Origin of the sequence: Paenibacillus cellulositrophicus (genome assembly GCF_009363095.1) — a bacterium.
GTDB classification, from domain to species: Bacteria; Bacillota; Bacilli; order Paenibacillales; family Paenibacillaceae; genus Paenibacillus_AQ; species Paenibacillus_AQ favisporus.
The window spans coordinates 6,417,476-6,432,579 of the sequence record NZ_CP045295.1 but is presented as its reverse complement, the minus strand read 5'-3'; the positions used below and the strand labels follow the sequence as shown (position 1 = coordinate 6,432,579).

At 55.6% G+C, this 15,104-nt stretch carries 14 protein-coding genes and 1 pseudogene; 1 reads left to right on the top strand and 14 read right to left on the bottom strand.

Features of this window, described 5'->3' with window-relative positions:
• Window positions 1-18 precede the first annotated feature (18 nt).
• Entirely contained in the window at window positions 19-1,788 is a 1,770-nt protein-coding gene (locus GCU45_RS29370; protein ID WP_152402529.1) for an SgrR family transcriptional regulator, read from the bottom strand.
• Between the two features lie 155 nt (window positions 1,789-1,943).
• On the opposite strand from GCU45_RS29370, the gene GCU45_RS29365 reads away from it, so the two are divergent.
• On the top strand, window positions 1,944-2,144 hold the full coding sequence (locus GCU45_RS29365; RefSeq protein WP_152402527.1) for a hypothetical protein: 201 nt from the start codon (window positions 1,944-1,946) through the stop codon (window positions 2,142-2,144).
• Window positions 2,145-2,257: 113 nt separating this feature from the next.
• Here GCU45_RS29365 and GCU45_RS29360 read toward each other — a convergent pair whose 3' ends face one another.
• From GCU45_RS29360 to GCU45_RS29300, 13 genes and pseudogenes are all read right to left on the bottom strand, one after another.
• Window positions 2,258-3,739: a sensor histidine kinase gene (locus tag GCU45_RS29360; RefSeq protein ID WP_152402525.1), complete on the bottom strand. Its 1,482-nt coding sequence runs from the start codon at window positions 3,737-3,739 to the stop codon at window positions 2,258-2,260.
• Window positions 3,718-4,413 carry a response regulator transcription factor gene (locus GCU45_RS29355; protein WP_152402524.1) on the bottom strand — a complete coding sequence of 232 codons (696 nt, stop codon included), beginning with the start codon at window positions 4,411-4,413 and terminating at the stop codon, window positions 3,718-3,720. The genes GCU45_RS29360 and GCU45_RS29355 overlap by 22 nt, the downstream gene beginning before the upstream one ends.
• A gap of 24 nt (window positions 4,414-4,437) precedes the next feature.
• Entirely contained in the window at window positions 4,438-5,211 is a 774-nt protein-coding gene (locus tag GCU45_RS29350) for a DUF2705 family protein (protein WP_152402522.1), read from the bottom strand.
• Window positions 5,212-5,220: 9 nt separating this feature from the next.
• The gene (locus GCU45_RS29345) at window positions 5,221-6,066 is read right to left on the bottom strand and encodes an ABC transporter permease (RefSeq protein WP_152402520.1); all 846 of its coding nucleotides are present in this window, start codon (window positions 6,064-6,066) and stop codon (window positions 5,221-5,223) included.
• Complete coding sequence (locus tag GCU45_RS29340; RefSeq protein WP_152403424.1) at window positions 6,063-6,800, bottom strand: ABC transporter ATP-binding protein; 738 nt, start codon at window positions 6,798-6,800, stop codon at window positions 6,063-6,065. The genes GCU45_RS29345 and GCU45_RS29340 overlap by 4 nt, the downstream gene beginning before the upstream one ends.
• Before the next feature lie 238 nt (window positions 6,801-7,038).
• Window positions 7,039-8,175: pseudogene (locus tag GCU45_RS29335) on the bottom strand (zinc-dependent alcohol dehydrogenase).
• Window positions 8,176-8,406: 231 nt separating this feature from the next.
• Window positions 8,407-9,603 (bottom strand): GTP-binding protein, encoded by a 1,197-nt coding sequence (locus tag GCU45_RS29330; RefSeq protein WP_152402518.1) that lies wholly within the window; start codon window positions 9,601-9,603, stop codon window positions 8,407-8,409.
• 25 nt (window positions 9,604-9,628) lie between these two features.
• Window positions 9,629-10,678, bottom strand: coding sequence for a metal ABC transporter substrate-binding protein (locus GCU45_RS29325; protein WP_152402516.1), 1,050 nt, complete (start codon window positions 10,676-10,678; stop codon window positions 9,629-9,631).
• Window positions 10,675-11,577, bottom strand: a complete 903-nt coding sequence (locus GCU45_RS29320) for a metal ABC transporter permease (protein ID WP_152402513.1) — start codon at window positions 11,575-11,577, stop codon at window positions 10,675-10,677. The genes GCU45_RS29325 and GCU45_RS29320 overlap by 4 nt, the downstream gene beginning before the upstream one ends.
• Entirely contained in the window at window positions 11,514-12,221 is a 708-nt protein-coding gene (locus GCU45_RS29315; RefSeq protein WP_152402511.1) for a metal ABC transporter ATP-binding protein, read from the bottom strand. The genes GCU45_RS29320 and GCU45_RS29315 overlap by 64 nt, the downstream gene beginning before the upstream one ends.
• Window positions 12,222-12,607: 386 nt before the next feature.
• Entirely contained in the window at window positions 12,608-13,534 is a 927-nt protein-coding gene (locus GCU45_RS29310) for a DMT family transporter (protein WP_152402509.1), read from the bottom strand.
• 80 nt (window positions 13,535-13,614) lie between these two features.
• Window positions 13,615-14,100, bottom strand: a complete 486-nt coding sequence (locus GCU45_RS29305) for a hypothetical protein (protein ID WP_152402507.1) — start codon at window positions 14,098-14,100, stop codon at window positions 13,615-13,617.
• 105 nt (window positions 14,101-14,205) lie between these two features.
• Window positions 14,206-15,075 carry an MBL fold metallo-hydrolase gene (locus GCU45_RS29300; protein ID WP_244364327.1) on the bottom strand — a complete coding sequence of 290 codons (870 nt, stop codon included), beginning with the start codon at window positions 15,073-15,075 and terminating at the stop codon, window positions 14,206-14,208.
• Between the last annotated feature and the right edge of the window lie 29 nt (window positions 15,076-15,104).

Genomic DNA, 15,104 nt, shown 5'->3' with positions numbered 1-15,104 from the left:
CGCTTTTGCAGTCTTTCGTCATGCCTGTTCCAGCCATACGTCCTTAAAGTCGATCCACCCGAGGGGATTCAGGCTGACACCGCGTACCGAGGGATGTAAAAAGGTGCTCAGCCTCCGGTGGTGCAGAAAAATGACCGTCGCCTCATCGCGGAGATGTTCCTCGATCTCCTTCAGGAACATCCGCCGCTGGTCCGTGGATTCGGCCGCCACGGCTGCATCGATCCGGCCGGTAATCCATTCCTTCCGTTCATGGTCAAAATAAGCCTGCATAACGCAATCCCGGTGTTCATAAGCTTCAATTTCGCATACCTCGTCTTCGGGAAATACCAGGCCGGAGATGACGAAATCCGATTCCGGCCACTGGTCATAATCCACGGTCTCGATTTGGATTCCCCAGGCAGCCAGCCGGTTTACGACCCACATGCCGTCTTCCCCATATTTTTGGTGGCATGCAAAGCGGAGGACCTCTCCGTTATAACCCGATTCTTCCAGCGCCCTCCGGACGCGATCGGGACGCGTCGGTTCCACCGCGTGGGAACGGCTCGCGTCTGGGCGGAACCCAAAAGCCGGCAGCGCCCGTTCGCCGCCCAGCTCCGCCACCATATCACCGGGATGCAGGATCATCCGCACGGCCCGCCGGAACGCCTCCGACTGCTGCACACCTTCACGTGACACGTTCCAGGTAAGCAGCGTACAGCCCTGGCACAGTTTCTCGATCTCCTGCCAGGTATCCTCCGGCGTACTCCGGTCCATACGCATCGTATCCAGGCTGTGGTGAACCTTGGCGATTCCGTCCACTTCCGTGCTGCAGTCTTCCGGCATGATCACGATGTCGACGCCGTCCAGATACGGCCTCCCCTGAAAATAGGCGTCAAACGCCGCCATCCCGATCCGGCCGCTGGTCCAGGTGACCAGACGGAACGGTCCCGTTCCGAGCGGATGGCTCCAATAGCTGTCCTCTTCCATGCCTGCAAAGCCGAAGGGCAAAATCGAAGCCGCCGCCGAGCACATGAACCGGTCAAACATCCGGTTAGGCCGGTTCAGCTTGACCCGCAGAACCCGGGTTCCGATCGTCTCAACACGGTCCACGCCTCGCATCAGCCATCCGTTGGCCGTCCCGTCCTTAAGGCGTTCGAGCGTGAACTGCACATCGCGTGAGGTCAGCTCCTGTCCGTTATGGAAGCGAACCCCCTTGCGCAAATAAAACGTCCATTCCGTGGCGCTGTCGTTCGATGACCAGGTATGAGCGATCATTGGCGCAATCGTGCCGGTTTGTTCATCAAACCTCAGCAGCCGGTCAAAAATTTGCCGGATCAAATGCGAATCGAACGCGTACAGCAAATCGGCGGGATCCAGCGTATGCGGAGATTTCAGCACGGGAAAGATCAGCGTGTCATCAGGGCCGCCTTCTTCCCCTTTTTTGTAGCCGAAGTGGTTATCCAGCCATTCGAGAAATTTCGGCTTGGCGTACGTTCCGTTTCCAAATCCCCCGATCAGGTCGAAGGCGCGTTTGTAATCGCCGTTCTCCACGAGATGCTGGGAATATTCGATCAAATAGGCTTCCTTGTCGGCTTTGAACACGATCCTCGACCGGTTCCCCCGGCCCAGCCCGGGCAGCCACTCGATCAAATGCTCGCTTTCAAGTTTTCTTAAAATCAGCTTGGCGTTACGGCTGGTGCAATACAGCGCATCGGCCAGCTCATCCAGCGTCACTTCGATAGGTATCCCCAGCTCCGTGCCGCCGCCAAAGCGCTCATGCAGCAGCAAATACCTTTCATCCAACAGCATACTCAGCCCTCCTTGCTTGACGTCCCAAATAAAAGAGGAAATCCTTTTGCGCAAGTATACACTTTTTATCCCCTTTTGAATAGATCATAATGGCATTAGACAGAGAAAAGACAGATTCATCCAATACCGGAACATTTATTCGAGGAGGAGAACACATGCTGGAACATCATTATGTACAAGAAAAGTTGATGGAATACCGCCAAGCTGAGCATCACCGCAAACATGCCGGCGTATCAGAATCTACGGAATCGGCCGATCGTTATAAGTCCGTCAAATCCCAAAAAAACACGCGTTGGATGCTCGCCATCACTTCAAGCCTGTTAAGACGAAAAAAGGGGAAGCATCCTTTCGCATAAACATCGGTTAGGGGATCTCATTCAACCGTTTCGTTGTGAGACCCGCCGCCGACAAAACAAAAGACAGGATGAACGCATCCTGTCTTTGCCGGTGCCTTATAGACGCTTTCCGTTCATTGCCCCGATTCACGGTTATGCATGTCCGTCCGAACCGTAAACGTAATGCAGGCCCCGCCCTCCGGCCGGTTGGAAGCCTGAATGCCTCCCCCATGCTTATCGCAAATGACGCGGGCTGTATACAGGCCAAGCCCGGTTTGTCCCTTGTCGCCTTTGTAAAATTTTCGGAACAGATTCGGAATGTCCGCTTCGTTGAATCCGGGCCCCGTATCACAGATTTCGTACCGGATGTCCTTCTCGCGAATGGTGAGGGATACGCTGAGGCTCCCCTTCTCCGGAACATACCGGAGGCTGTTCGTGATGACGTTATCCAGAACCTGCCCGACGCGCTGAACGTCCATATAGACGGGATACGGCTCCGGCCGCTCATCGGTCACCGTATATTCCAGCCGGATCTGCTTGCCCGCACACAGATAGCGGATCTCCCGTTCTTTGGCGCCTGCAAACTCCGCGACATCCGTTTCCTTCACATACAGCGGAAAATACTCCATGTCCTTCTCGGAAGCCACCTGAATATCCTGAATCAGCCGGTTGACCCGTTGAATGTTGCCCTCCACCACGCGCAGTCGTTCTTCCAGCTTGTCACGCGGAATCACTCCCGCGGTATCCGTCAGCATTTCTACGTTGCCCTGAATAATCGTCATCGGTGTCCGGAGGTCGTGGGCGATGGCGTCCATCATATCCCGGCGCTCCTGCTCGAGCTTCCATTCCCGGAGCAGGGAGTCTTTTAGAGCAGCCCGCATCTTTTCAAAAGAATCGGTGAGCAGCCCCAGCTCATTGGCCGCCTTGTAAGTGATCGTAAAATCAAGATCCTGCCTGCGGATCCGCTCGGATGCATCGATAAGTTCGTGAACGGGACGGCTGATCCGCCTTCCAAACCGGGCTGCAAATATATAAGTAAAGAGCGCAATGTAAATAAAAGGCGCCGCAAGAAAACAAATATTCATGGCGAACTTGAGAATATCCGCTGACCCTGGGCCACCGTTGGAAGTCACCTCAAGCTTGTACTCCAGCGCGATGGCCCCGCGCAGTTCTCCTGAGGAAGACGTCACCGGGACGATCTTCGTAATGACGCCGCCGAACCCGATGCTGGGCTGCCGCGAAAAAGAGGTATTTAAGCGTCGGACCAAATCCCCTTTTTGCTTAAAAACCGGTCCGGTCAGCGTTCCGTATAACGACTTGCCCCGGGCGTCCATCACTTGATACTTGATCCCTTCTCCGGGAATCTTCTCCTCCAGTTTCGGCCGGCTGGCCGGATCCAGCACCGCTTCTCCCAAGCTGCGAGAGTATGCGGCAATCGCCGGAATCTTCTGTTCGTAGTGATTGGCCGGATTGAACCAGCTGCTGCTCGTGAGCCACCAGAAGCCAACAATATAGGTTACCGCCGTCAGCACCAGACTGAGCAGCATGATCAGGATGAACGTAGAGATCAGCTGCTTTTTAATGGAAAGCCGCTCTATAAAGCCGATTTTTCCCATTTATAGCCGACCCCCCAAACTGTCGTGATGTATGGGGTATCCGGATCTGTACCGGTCAGCTTCGCCCGGATTTTCTTCACATGCTCCGTTACCGTGCTGGCATCGCCCATCGCCTCAAGCCCCCACACTTTGTCATAGATCTGCTCCTTGGAAAAAACCTGGCCGGGGTGCAGCGCAAGCAGCTCGATAATGTCGAATTCCTTCGCAGTCAGCGGAATCTCGGTCTGCTTGTAGGCGACGCTCCGCCCCTTCAGATCGATGTGCAGCAGCCCGTACCGCAAGGTGGACCGCTGTGCCTGCTGGCCGGCAGCCCGCCGGCTCCCCCGGAGATGGGCCGCGACGCGGGCCTTTAGCTCCCGGATGCTGAACGGCTTCGTAATATAGTCATCGCCGCCGATGGACAGCCCCTGGATCCGGTCTGCTTCGGCCTGCCTCGCGCTTACGAACAATATCGGGCAGCCTACTTCCTCACGGATCATTTGGCACAGCTCAAAGCCGTTGACGTGCGGCATCATGACGTCCAGAATAATCAGATCCGGCCGGTCGTGGATCCGTTCCAGCGCTTCACGCCCGTCTGCGGCGGTAGTCACTTCGTAACCCTCCATCGTCAGCGCCTGCTCCAGCAGGGCGGCAATTTCGGCTTCGTCATCCACGATCAGTATTTTGTCGCTCATTCCATGTACCTCTTTCTTCTCTCTCTATTTGGTCCAGCCTCTCCGCTGCCATAATCCCATTGTAACGGCAAAACCGAATCCAAGACACACCAGAAGCGGCAAATAAAAAGGATGATGATATAATCCCGTTGTCAATTTAAAGATCGTACTCATTCCCATCAGAAGAAACCCGAGTGAGTCAGAGACATACAAAGACCCGGCTGCGACCGCAATCCACCCCAAATAACTGAGCACAACGCCCGGCAGCAGCGTGCAGATCAGGCTGGTCAGACTCAGCTGCGCCAGCAGGATCAGATAAAAAAGGCCGTAAGACTTCAAGCAGTAGAAGAACGCCCCAGTCGGGCCGTATTGCTGTTCCGGATTCAAAAACACCACGGTATCCGCGCCGGGCAGAAAAGCATAGCCGAAGGCTTCGCCGACGGCAAACGTTACAGCCGTGAACAGCAGCAGCATTCCCGCCAGGTTCATCCATTTAGCCAGGAACAGCTTGGCGAAGGATACCGGGCGAATCAGCACCATCCGCAGCTGTCCTGATGTGTACTCCCCGTTCATGCTGTCAATAATCAGCATTGGTCCGATAATGAGTACGAGGAAGAACGACACCTCTTTCAACAAAAACAAAGCGAAATTTTCCGACACAAGCGGAACGGTCGATACGTTATCGAACGCCCCCAACTTCTGCATGCTCAAAAACAAGCAGTCAAATCCCACGATGAAAACAAAGATCAGCAGACTGACGAGCGTCTTTTTCCTTTTCCACATCCGTTCCCAGTCGCTTAACATCATAGCAAGCATCATTTATCCCCCTTACATCCACCGGTCCGATTTTGAAAATACAAGCAGCGATCCCACGCCGAAAACCGCGGCATATCCTAAGCCCACAAGCAGCGCGGTCAGGGCTGCGGCTTCCGAACTCACCGCCTGCGCCTGACCCAGCATAACCGCGATTCCGCTGTACTGGATTTCGGTCAACGACAAATACTTGAGCATCCCCGGCAGACCCAGGCCGCCAACCCGGTTGGCCAGCTCATAAATCAGCGGAAATCCGAGTGAGCACAGCAGAAATCCGAGCCCCAAACCGACGGCGCCCGTCGTTGTTCGCGAAATGACGGCCGCCGCCATGAAGACGCTCCCGATCGCCAGCACGCTCAGAAACGCAAGTCCATAATACAACAAGGTGTAGCCGATCATTCCTTTTAAGGGAACGGTATGGTCATGGTAAAACAGCTGAATGTGTTCATGAGGCTCGAAGAACAGCAGGCCGGCTGCCACCGACAACAGCAGGTATACGGTAAAATACAGCGCCATCACCGCCATATGGGCCAGCCATTTGGCGCGCAGCAGCTGCCCTGCCGTGAACGAACGGAGCATGACCATCCGGATCTGCCCGCTGCGGTATTCCTCCGTGACGGAAAGCGTGAGCAGGATCAGAGACATTACATTGAACACAACGATCAGCTGCTCGATCAAGGCCATCACCGGAAAATTCCCGGCCCAGGTATACTCCGCACTCGCGGGTGAAATTCCCCGATTGTGGCCGGCATAATATTTGGCGGTAGCCGCGACGACGGCAGGCATGGCGATCAGGAACAGCCAGGTGATTTTCCGCCTCCACATCCGTTCCCACTCGCTTAGAAATAAGGATTTGTTCATGAGGTCATCATCTCCACAAAGTGCTCTTCGATCCCCTTCGTCCCGGCTGCCTCCTGCCACTCGCGGCTTGTGCCCTCCCAGACCAGCTTACCTTCCTTGATGATGACGAAGCGGCTGCAAATCCGCTGCAGCTCGTCCAGCAGGTGGCTCGAAACCAGAAACGTAATCCCGCGCTCCTGGTTCAGCCGCTGGATCAGCTGGCGCAGCTCGCGGATGCCCATCGGGTCAAGGCCGTTCGCCGGTTCATCCAGAATGATCAGCCGCGGATCCCCAAGCAAAGCCTGGGCGATGCCGAGCCGCTGCTTCATGCCGAGCGAGTAGGTTTTTACTTTGTCCGAGCCCCGTTCGCTCAGTCCAACAATCGACAGAGCCTCCTCCACACGCGCTTTCCGCTCTGTCCCCGGCACATTCGGATGCAGCCTTGCCAGGTTCAGCAGGTTGTCCCTGCCGGACATATAAGGAAAAAAGATCGGCGATTCCACAATCGCCCCGACCCGTGACAGCGCCTTGACCCGCTCGCGCCCCACATCGGTTCCGTCAATACGAATGCTCCCGCCCCCCGGCTTGATCAGTCCTGTCATCATCCGGATCAGCGTCGTTTTCCCGGCTCCGTTCGGACCGACAAAACCGCATACATCGCCCGCCTGTATGGAAAAGGACACGTGGTCCACCAAGGTACGCGCCCCCGCTTTTTTCGATACGTTCAATACTTCCAGTACGTTAGTCTCGTTCATTTCGTTCATATGATCTCCTCCTGCCAAGAAGTATAGGAGGCAATTCTAAAGAATTTATAACGTCGGCAAAAAAACTTGAAAGCAAGAGGTGGCTCTCCATGCTGCGTCAGGTGCTGTACAGGTATACGAAAAAAAGGAGGGCGGCAGGATCATTCCTGCACACCGCTCCTTTTTGGATTTGTGATTCAGTGGATTGCTTATATCGCGGCATGTGCTTCTGAACCCGCTTGATATCTTCCTAGGGCTTCAGCACGACCTTGATGCAGCTCTCATCCTTGTTATCGAAAATTTCGTAAGCCCGCGGCGCATCGCTAATATGCAGCCGATGCGTAATGATGTCGGTCGGGTCGATTTTCCCGGTTTGGATCTGCCGGAACAGCTCAGGCATGTAATGAATGACGGGAGCCTGTCCCATTTTCACCTGCACGTTGCGCTCGAACAGATGACCGAATGGAAACATGTTGTATTTCAGGCCGTACACCCCGATCACCTGAATCGTTCCGAACTTGCGGACGACATTGGCGGCTGTATTAAAGGCACCAAGCGATCCTCCCTGCAGCATCAGGGCCGTTTCCACCTTCTCCATCGCCGTCCGTTTGGCATCCAGCCCCACGCAGTCAATGACAACGTCCGCTCCGCCCTTTGTCGCCTCAAGCAGCGTTTGGTCGATGTCATGAGTCTTCTCGAAGTTGTACGTCTCCACGTTGTTTGTTCTTTTGGCATGCTCCAGCCGATAATCCACATGGTCGACCGCGATGACGCGCTTGGCCCCTTTTTGCCAGGCGAATTTTTGCGCCAGCAGACCGACCGGGCCGCAGCCGAGAATAATGACCGTATCGCCGGGCTTCACGCCGGCATTGTCCACGCCCCAATAGGCGGTAGGAAGAATATCGGAGAGGAACAGGATTTTCTCGTCCTCCACCTCCGCATCATCAGGTACCTTGAACGGTACAAAATTGCCGAAGGGGACCCGGAGCAGCTCCGCCTGCCCGCCCATGTAACCGCCGTACGTCTCCGAGTAGCCGAAATAACCGCCCGTATCCTTGGCGTCATTGGCGTTGTCGCACTGGCTTTCCATCTGGTTTTGGCAGAAAAAGCACTCTCCGCACGCAACATTGAACGGAATGATAACCCTGTCGCCTTTTTTGACGCGGGTAACGTCCGGTCAAGTCTCTTCGACGATCCCCATCGGCTCATGACCGATGACATAATCGTCGTACATCCCCGGAATCAGCCCGTGGTAAATGTGAAGATCCGAACCGCAGATCGCGGTGCTCGTCACCCGGACGAGAATGTCATCCCGCTTGACAAGTTTCGCGTCGCCGACCTCCTTCACTTCCACCTTCTTTTTGCCCTGATAGGTTACAGCTTTCATGCCAGCATCGTCCCTCCTTGGATTTGACCGTAGTGTCTCCCGAACCTGCGTTTTCACGCATGGGCGGCGGGGTGAAGTCCCTTATCCTTTACACGCAATCCGGCAAATTCAAACGCGGGACGGGCATGGGATGCTCCATAGAGCCTCGGAAGGCGTAACTTGGCGATTTACGAAAAAAAACCGCCCGAATGAACCCTTTTTCGGACGGCCAAGCTCTCTACGGAACGTATGTTACTGGATTTCGATCCAAGGCAGCGGATTGCGAAACTCCGCCCAGTTCATTTCCATCTCACCGCCGGTCAGCAGGCACTCATCGAGGCGGCGGGTAATGCCTTCCCGGTCCATACCGATCCCGATCAGCACAATCTCGTTCATCCGGTCACCCCAGGTTTCGTCCCATCTACGCGGGAGATCCGGCTCCTGTGCCAGCCATTCGCGCTGCTCCGCCTCCGGAAGCGAAGCGACCCAATAGCCTGCCGGGCCGAATTGGATCGACGGCCCGGCCTGGCTGATGCTCGCCGCCATGTCGCCGCGGACAGCAAGCCAGACCAATCCCTTGGCGCGGACGATCTCCTCCGGCCAGTCCGACAGCAGCGCGGCAAGCCGCTCCGGATGAACCGGGACCCGCCGGCGGTACACGAAGGAGCCGATGCCGTATTCCTCCGTTTCGGGCGTATGATGTTCGCGCTGCAGCTCCTGAATCCAGCCGGAAGACTGGCTCGCCGCATCAAAATCGAACAAGCCCGTGTTCATGATTTCACCCGGTGCGACCTCCCCGTTCACGGTCCGGATGATTTTGGCTGAGGGCTGCAGCTTCCGGATCAATCCCTCCAGCTGGTTTAACGCCTCTTCTTCCACCAGGTCGCATTTGTTGAGGAGCAGCACGTCACAGGTTTCGATCTGATCGATAAGCAGATCGGCCACATCGCGGTCATCCTCCTCCCCGGAGCCTTGCTTCCGGTCCAGCAGCGTTTCCCCGGAGGCAAAGTCAAGCCAGAATCGGTACGCGTCCACCACGGTGACCATGCAATCCAGCCGTGCGTACTTCGTCAGATCGATCCCGGTAGCTTCGTCCTGGTAATTAAAAGTTTGCGCGACGGGGATCGGCTCGGAAATCCCTGTCGATTCGATCAGAATGTAGTCAAACCTCCGCTCCTCCGCCAGCTTGCGGACTTCCTGCAGCAGGTCGTCCCGCAGCGTGCAGCAGATGCAGCCGTTGGACATTTCGACCAGCTTCTCATCCGTGCGGGACAAGGAAGTCTCCGATTGGACGAGACGCGCGTCCACGTTAATCTCGCTCATATCGTTCACGATGACGGCAACCTTGACGCCTTCGCGGTTGTTCAGCACATGGTTTAAAACCGTCGTTTTGCCTGATCCAAGATAACCGCTCAAAACGGTGACTGGAATGACGGATGGTTGGTTCATTTGGGCAAATCCTCCTGAGGTGGAATTATTCATTCAGCGCCTTGACCAGCGCCGTTAAATTGGCCTGCATAATTTTGAGATAGTCGAGATTGTTGGCCTCATCTTCGGCGGTTAGCCCCTCGATCGGGTTCAGCACGGCCGACTTCGCCCCGACCTCTTTGGCGATCGTATCCGCTACACTGGAGGATACCAGCGTCTCGAAGAAAATCGTCTTCACCTGATGAGCCTTGGCGAACTTCACGACCTCCGCCATCGCCTGCGCCGACGGTTCCTGTTCGGGAGAAAGACCGGCAATCGGTACCTGCGTCAGTCCATAAGTGTGGGCCAGGTATCCAAAAGCTGCATGCTGCGTAATAAAATCTTTGCGCTTCGTGCCCGACAGCTCTTTCGTGTACTGCTCGTCCAGCTGCTGCAGCTTGGCTATGTAGGCAGCGGCATTTTTTTCAAACTGTGCCTTGTGCTCCGGCGCCTTTGCGGACAGCGCCGCTTCGATTGTGCGGACTTCTCCGATGGCAAGTTTCGGCGACAGCCAAACATGGGGATCGAAAGCGCCGTGATCGTGCTCGTGTTCATGCTCATGGGCAGGTTCCTCTTCGTGCCCAGTTTCCGCTTCAGTCGCATGCGCGTCTCCATCTGCAGCGTCATGGTCATGATCGTGGTCTTCTTCTTCCGTTCCCGGGATCAGCTCCAAGCCCTTGCTCGCTTCTACCGCTGTCATCCCCTTGCTGTCCGAGCCGGAAAGCACCTGATCCACCCAGCTTTCCAAGCCGGCTCCGTTATAGACCAGCATGTCCGCCTGCTCGATCGCGGCCATATCCTTCGGCGTCGGTTCCCAGTCGTGGGGCTCGGTACCTGCAGGAACGAGCAGATGCACGTCCGCCAAATCGCCGGCAACCTGGCGGGTAAATTCATACATCGGGTAGAAGCTCGTTTCGATTTTAAGTTTGTCCTTGCCGGCCACGGTCGCCGCAGCCGGCTCCGCGCTATCATTCTTCGCTGGCGATCCACATCCGGCCAGGACCAGGATCATCGAACTTACGATAAGTGCAGATAGAAAGGGTGTTCTTTTATTCATGATACGTTTGTCTCCTCTTCTTGATAGGATGTGCTCATTACCTGCCGGGATGCGGACGGGACGGCCCTGACCGCTTCTCCCAAGTGGCGCTGTCTGCGGCGCTGGCCGACCTTCTGGACGGCAATGCCCGCAAGTAGGATCAGCAGCAGCGTCAGCGCAATCGTGCCGCCTGGCGGAGTATCCGTGTAATAGGAAGCCGTCAGGCCGCCGAACACGCCGGTCAGGCCGGCACAAACCGCAAGGATGCACGCCTGCAGAAAGCCGCCGGCAAAGCGCAGCGCAAATGCGGAAGGCAGCACGATCAGTGCCGAAACCAGCAGGACGCCGACGATGGGCATCGCCGCAGCCACGATCAGTCCCGACATGACCGCGAATGCGAACGTCAGCAGCTTGACCTGTACGCCGCCCACGGCAGCCGTCTCCTCATCGAATGTCAGCGTATAGAGGTGGCGCCGAAAGACGGCGAAGAAGATCAGTCCACCCGCCGTCACCGCGGCGATGATCATCAGCTGCAGCGGATTCACGGCCACGATGGAGCCGAACAGGTAGCTGCTGAAGCTTTTGCTCAGGTTGCTCTTCATGCTCATCAGCACCATCGCCAACGCCAGCCCGGACGTCATAATGATCGCGACCGGAACCTCACTGTAAGCGCGGTAGGACCTCCTGAGCTGTTCAATCGCAATCCCGCCGATCACCGCGAACAGGAATCCCGCCAGTACAGGGCTCATATGCAGGACGCTCCCAAGCGCCACGCCCGCCATGGATACATGCGACAGGGTGTCCGCCATAAGCGACTGCCGCCGCAGGACGAGAAACACGCCGAGGATCGGGGCGATTAATGCAATAAGACCTCCTGCCCAAAAGGCGCGCTGCATGAATTCGAAGTGAAGCATTGGCAGTCCTCCTCCTTTCCTTCCAGCCGGATGACCCGGTCTAAATAGGGACGGGCTTCATCCAGTCCATGCGTCACCATGAGCACGGTGCGTCTGGCATCCGCGGATACATAGTCCCTCATCCATTGGTAAAATTGCAGCCTGCTGCCTGCATCCATGCCAGTTACCGGCTCGTCCAGGACGACCAGGTCGGGCTGCTGGGCCATGACGCGGGCGATACATGCCTTCTGTTTCTGACCGCCGGATAACCCGCCGATTTTTCTGCTGCGGTATTCCCACATTCCCGCCCGTCGGAGGCTCCATTCCACGAGCGCATGCTGCTCGGCGCCGAAGCGGCGGAACAATCCAAGCTTCGGATAGCAGCCGGAACGGACCAGCTCGATCACCTTGCTCGGAAATCCGCTGTTGAACGAGGCTGCCTGCTGCGGCAAATACCCGATGGCCTTCCGGTTAAAATCCGGTGCGTAGCTGACCTCGCCGCTCCACGGCTTCACCAAGCCGAGCAGCAGCCTCAGCAGCGTCGACTTGGCTGCACCATTCGGCCCGCTGACCGCGATAAACTCGCCGGATTCAATCCGAAGCGAGACGTTATGTATGACGGGCACCCCATCATAACCGTATACAACGTTGTTCATTGCTGCGATATTCATCCCGTTTTCTCCCTCCTCATCGTCAAGGGATGAATCATTCCCTCTCGGATTTATTCGTAAATATTACGATTAATTTCAGACAAAAATTTTTTCCCTTTCTGCAGCTTATAGAGTTTCAAAGCGACTGCCATTCCTGTAACTTGCTTATAATCTTGCTTATCATCCATTCAGTCCGATCTTTTCGGGGAACATGATGGCAAATATTCAAATCGGTACAGTATATGAGCTATTAATCGTAATTATTACGCTTTAACGATTAAACCATAAAACACCCGAGCTGGCAAGTAAATCGTAATAATTACTATTAGTTTTTCTGCATAAAGTGTTTTCATCGCAAAAAAAAGCGGCTCCAACCATAGGTCGGAGCCGCTTCGTTGTTCGTCAATTCATGGGGCCGGATGGACCGGCTCGACGGGAATATCGCTTTTCGGCCGGGTTTTGAACTTTCCGGCGTTCAGAAATACGATCAGCCCGGCAATCGCCAGCAGGCCCCCCGCCAGCTGAAACAGCGTGATCGCTTCGCCAAGGATCAGGAACGCGAGCAGGCTCGCGCCAACCGGTTCTCCCAGGATGCTCATCGAAATCGTCGATGCGGGCACGTACTGCAGCAGCCAGTTAAACAGCAGATGGCCGAACACTGTCGGCACGACGGCCAGCAGCAGGAATATTCCCCAGTCCCGTCCCGGGTATGCCGTAAAAGACACCCCGGCTGCCGCGTTATATACGGCAAACACGACCGCAGCCGAAAGAAACACGACAAAGCTGTATACAAAGGAAGGCACGCGGGCGACCATTTTTTGCCCGATCAGCATGTGCACGGACACCGCGAGCGTGCCGAGGACGGACAGCAGATCGCCAAGCAGATTGTCACGGGAAACGCCGATATCGCCGAGTCCGATCAGAACGGCTCCGGCAATGGCGACCACCATGCCCGAAATGGCGGCAGCCGACGTTTTTTCCTTATAAAAGAAGAACGCCCCGATGACGATAAAAACCGGCTCGAGCGCTAATATAATCGTTGAGCTGGAGACGCTCGTCAGCTTGAGTGACCCCATCCAGAGCAGGAAGTGAAGCGCGAGGAAAAAGCCGGACGTCCCGAGGAGCAGCCAATTTTTTATGGAAAGCGCCCGTAATTCCTTCCAATGGGGCTTCAGGAAGGGAAGCATCAAAATCGCGGTGAACAACAGACGGTACATGCCCTGCACCGACGCAGGCGCGGACGACCATTTTACGAAGATGGAAGAGAACGATATCGCCGTAATGCCGATCAGTAATGGAATGAATGTAGGTAGGGGTGCGGATGTTTTTCTCATGGATGTTCCTTTCAACTGACATAGGGTGCGTTACAACATGTTATTGTAGCACGCCTTCTCCGCCCCGTCATGCCGAAAGTTTAGTACGGACGCCTGGATACGACCCACCATCCGCATAGCATGGCCGCCGATACACAAAATAACAAAATATGGGCATTGTAATAGAGCGAATTATTATACGGATTTAGAGTGCCAAGGAATAGCGGCGAGCCAAGCCTCTCCGTCATCTGACGGTAGGTATCCATCCACTGCATGATTTTGCGGTATTGGAAATAAACGGACAGGAGCAGGGCTAACAGGGAAAAAAGCGGTAACCAGAACCGGTAAGCCTTCTTTACGATATGGTCGCTGAGATCGTCAAAATATTTGACGGCCATAATAAAGGTCGCGATCATCAGCATCAGCGCGGCCGTCCAGGCCGGAAACAAAAACAGCAGTCCGGGATTACCGTTGCCGGCGGATATTGTCCTCCCGTTGTAACGAAAGGTCGTCAGGTCGACGAGATACACGAGGAGTACGCACAGCAGTACAAGCACGGCATACCATTTCACCGATTTTACGGACAAGAGTGCGGTTCACTTCCTTTCTTCTTCAAACGTTGTATTTTGATAAAAAAAGCTGTAATCCAGGAGTATGGCCCCCGTTGTACGGCTGATCGTTCTAAGCTGCGATTAATGTTCGTACCGTTTCACGTAGGTCCCGTGATCCGGAATGGCCAGGCTGTCGAATTGTTCCGCCAGCCTCTTCAATCCCGCCGCAAGCATCTCGCCGGTTACGGGCTCTCCGTGCCCGGTGACGGCTGCATCCGGGTGCAGAGCCTCCAGCCGTTTGACCGACTGCCAGGCCGCAAACCAATCCGGCGTAAAATACCGTGGTGGTCCGCTAATTTCCACCTTCTGGGTCAGCACTTTGTAGAGCTCATCCTGCCGGACGGTCGTAAAGGCATCCCCAGCAATCAAAGTCCTGTCCCTCTCCCGGAACAGGGATACATGCCCGGGCGAATGTCCCGGCGTAGGAATCCACCTGTATTCCGGCATGCCCGGTACGCTTCCGTTATCCGGCAGCGGCTTGACCCATGGTCCCACGTTGACCGGTTCGTTCGGAAACGCAAAGGACAGCTTCGCGAGCATTCCGCCCTCCACGGTCGGATCGGGCTTCGGATAGCTCTCCTGTCCCGTCAGGTATGGCATCTCCAGCTTATGGGCATATACCGGGACTTCCCAGTGCTTCACCAAATCGATCAGTGCGCCCACGTGGTCAAAATGGGCATGGGTCAATATAATCGCTTCCGGACGGCGTCCGGACCCGAAGCGCTCTTCCACCGACCGAATGATGTCGTCCGCCGAACCCGGCATACCTGCATCGATCAATACGAACGATCCTGCCTGCGGGTTACCGGCCAGTACAATATTTACGATTTGCACCGTGTAGCTGTAAACGTCCGGACGAACCTCTACGCCCTCACCGCTGGCCGCCGAGGTGGCAGGAATATAATGATAGTCTGATCCGTAAGACAGCTCTTGATCGGTACCTTTCTCCATAGTCAACCTCTTTTCCTTCATGTGGTATG

Coding starts and splice junctions, on each gene's coding strand:
- GCU45_RS29355 (WP_152402524.1), bottom strand. CDS start 4,413: ATGAGCGACAAAATACTGATCGTGGATGACGAAGCCGAAATTGCCGCC.
- GCU45_RS29370 (WP_152402529.1), bottom strand. CDS start 1,788: ATGCTGTTGGATGAAAGGTATTTGCTGCTGCATGAGCGCTTTGGCGGC.
- GCU45_RS29345 (WP_152402520.1), bottom strand. CDS start 6,066: ATGAACAAATCCTTATTTCTAAGCGAGTGGGAACGGATGTGGAGGCGG.
- GCU45_RS29325 (WP_152402516.1), bottom strand. CDS start 10,678: ATGAATAAAAGAACACCCTTTCTATCTGCACTTATCGTAAGTTCGATG.
- GCU45_RS29300 (WP_244364327.1), bottom strand. CDS start 15,075: ATGGAGAAAGGTACCGATCAAGAGCTGTCTTACGGATCAGACTATCAT.
- GCU45_RS29360 (WP_152402525.1), bottom strand. CDS start 3,739: ATGGGAAAAATCGGCTTTATAGAGCGGCTTTCCATTAAAAAGCAGCTG.
- GCU45_RS29315 (WP_152402511.1), bottom strand. CDS start 12,221: ATGAATATCGCAGCAATGAACAACGTTGTATACGGTTATGATGGGGTG.
- GCU45_RS29340 (WP_152403424.1), bottom strand. CDS start 6,800: ATGAACGAGACTAACGTACTGGAAGTATTGAACGTATCGAAAAAAGCG.
- GCU45_RS29350 (WP_152402522.1), bottom strand. CDS start 5,211: ATGATGCTTGCTATGATGTTAAGCGACTGGGAACGGATGTGGAAAAGG.
- GCU45_RS29365 (WP_152402527.1), top strand. CDS start 1,944: ATGCTGGAACATCATTATGTACAAGAAAAGTTGATGGAATACCGCCAA.
- GCU45_RS29310 (WP_152402509.1), bottom strand. CDS start 13,534: ATGAGAAAAACATCCGCACCCCTACCTACATTCATTCCATTACTGATC.
- GCU45_RS29330 (WP_152402518.1), bottom strand. CDS start 9,603: ATGAACCAACCATCCGTCATTCCAGTCACCGTTTTGAGCGGTTATCTT.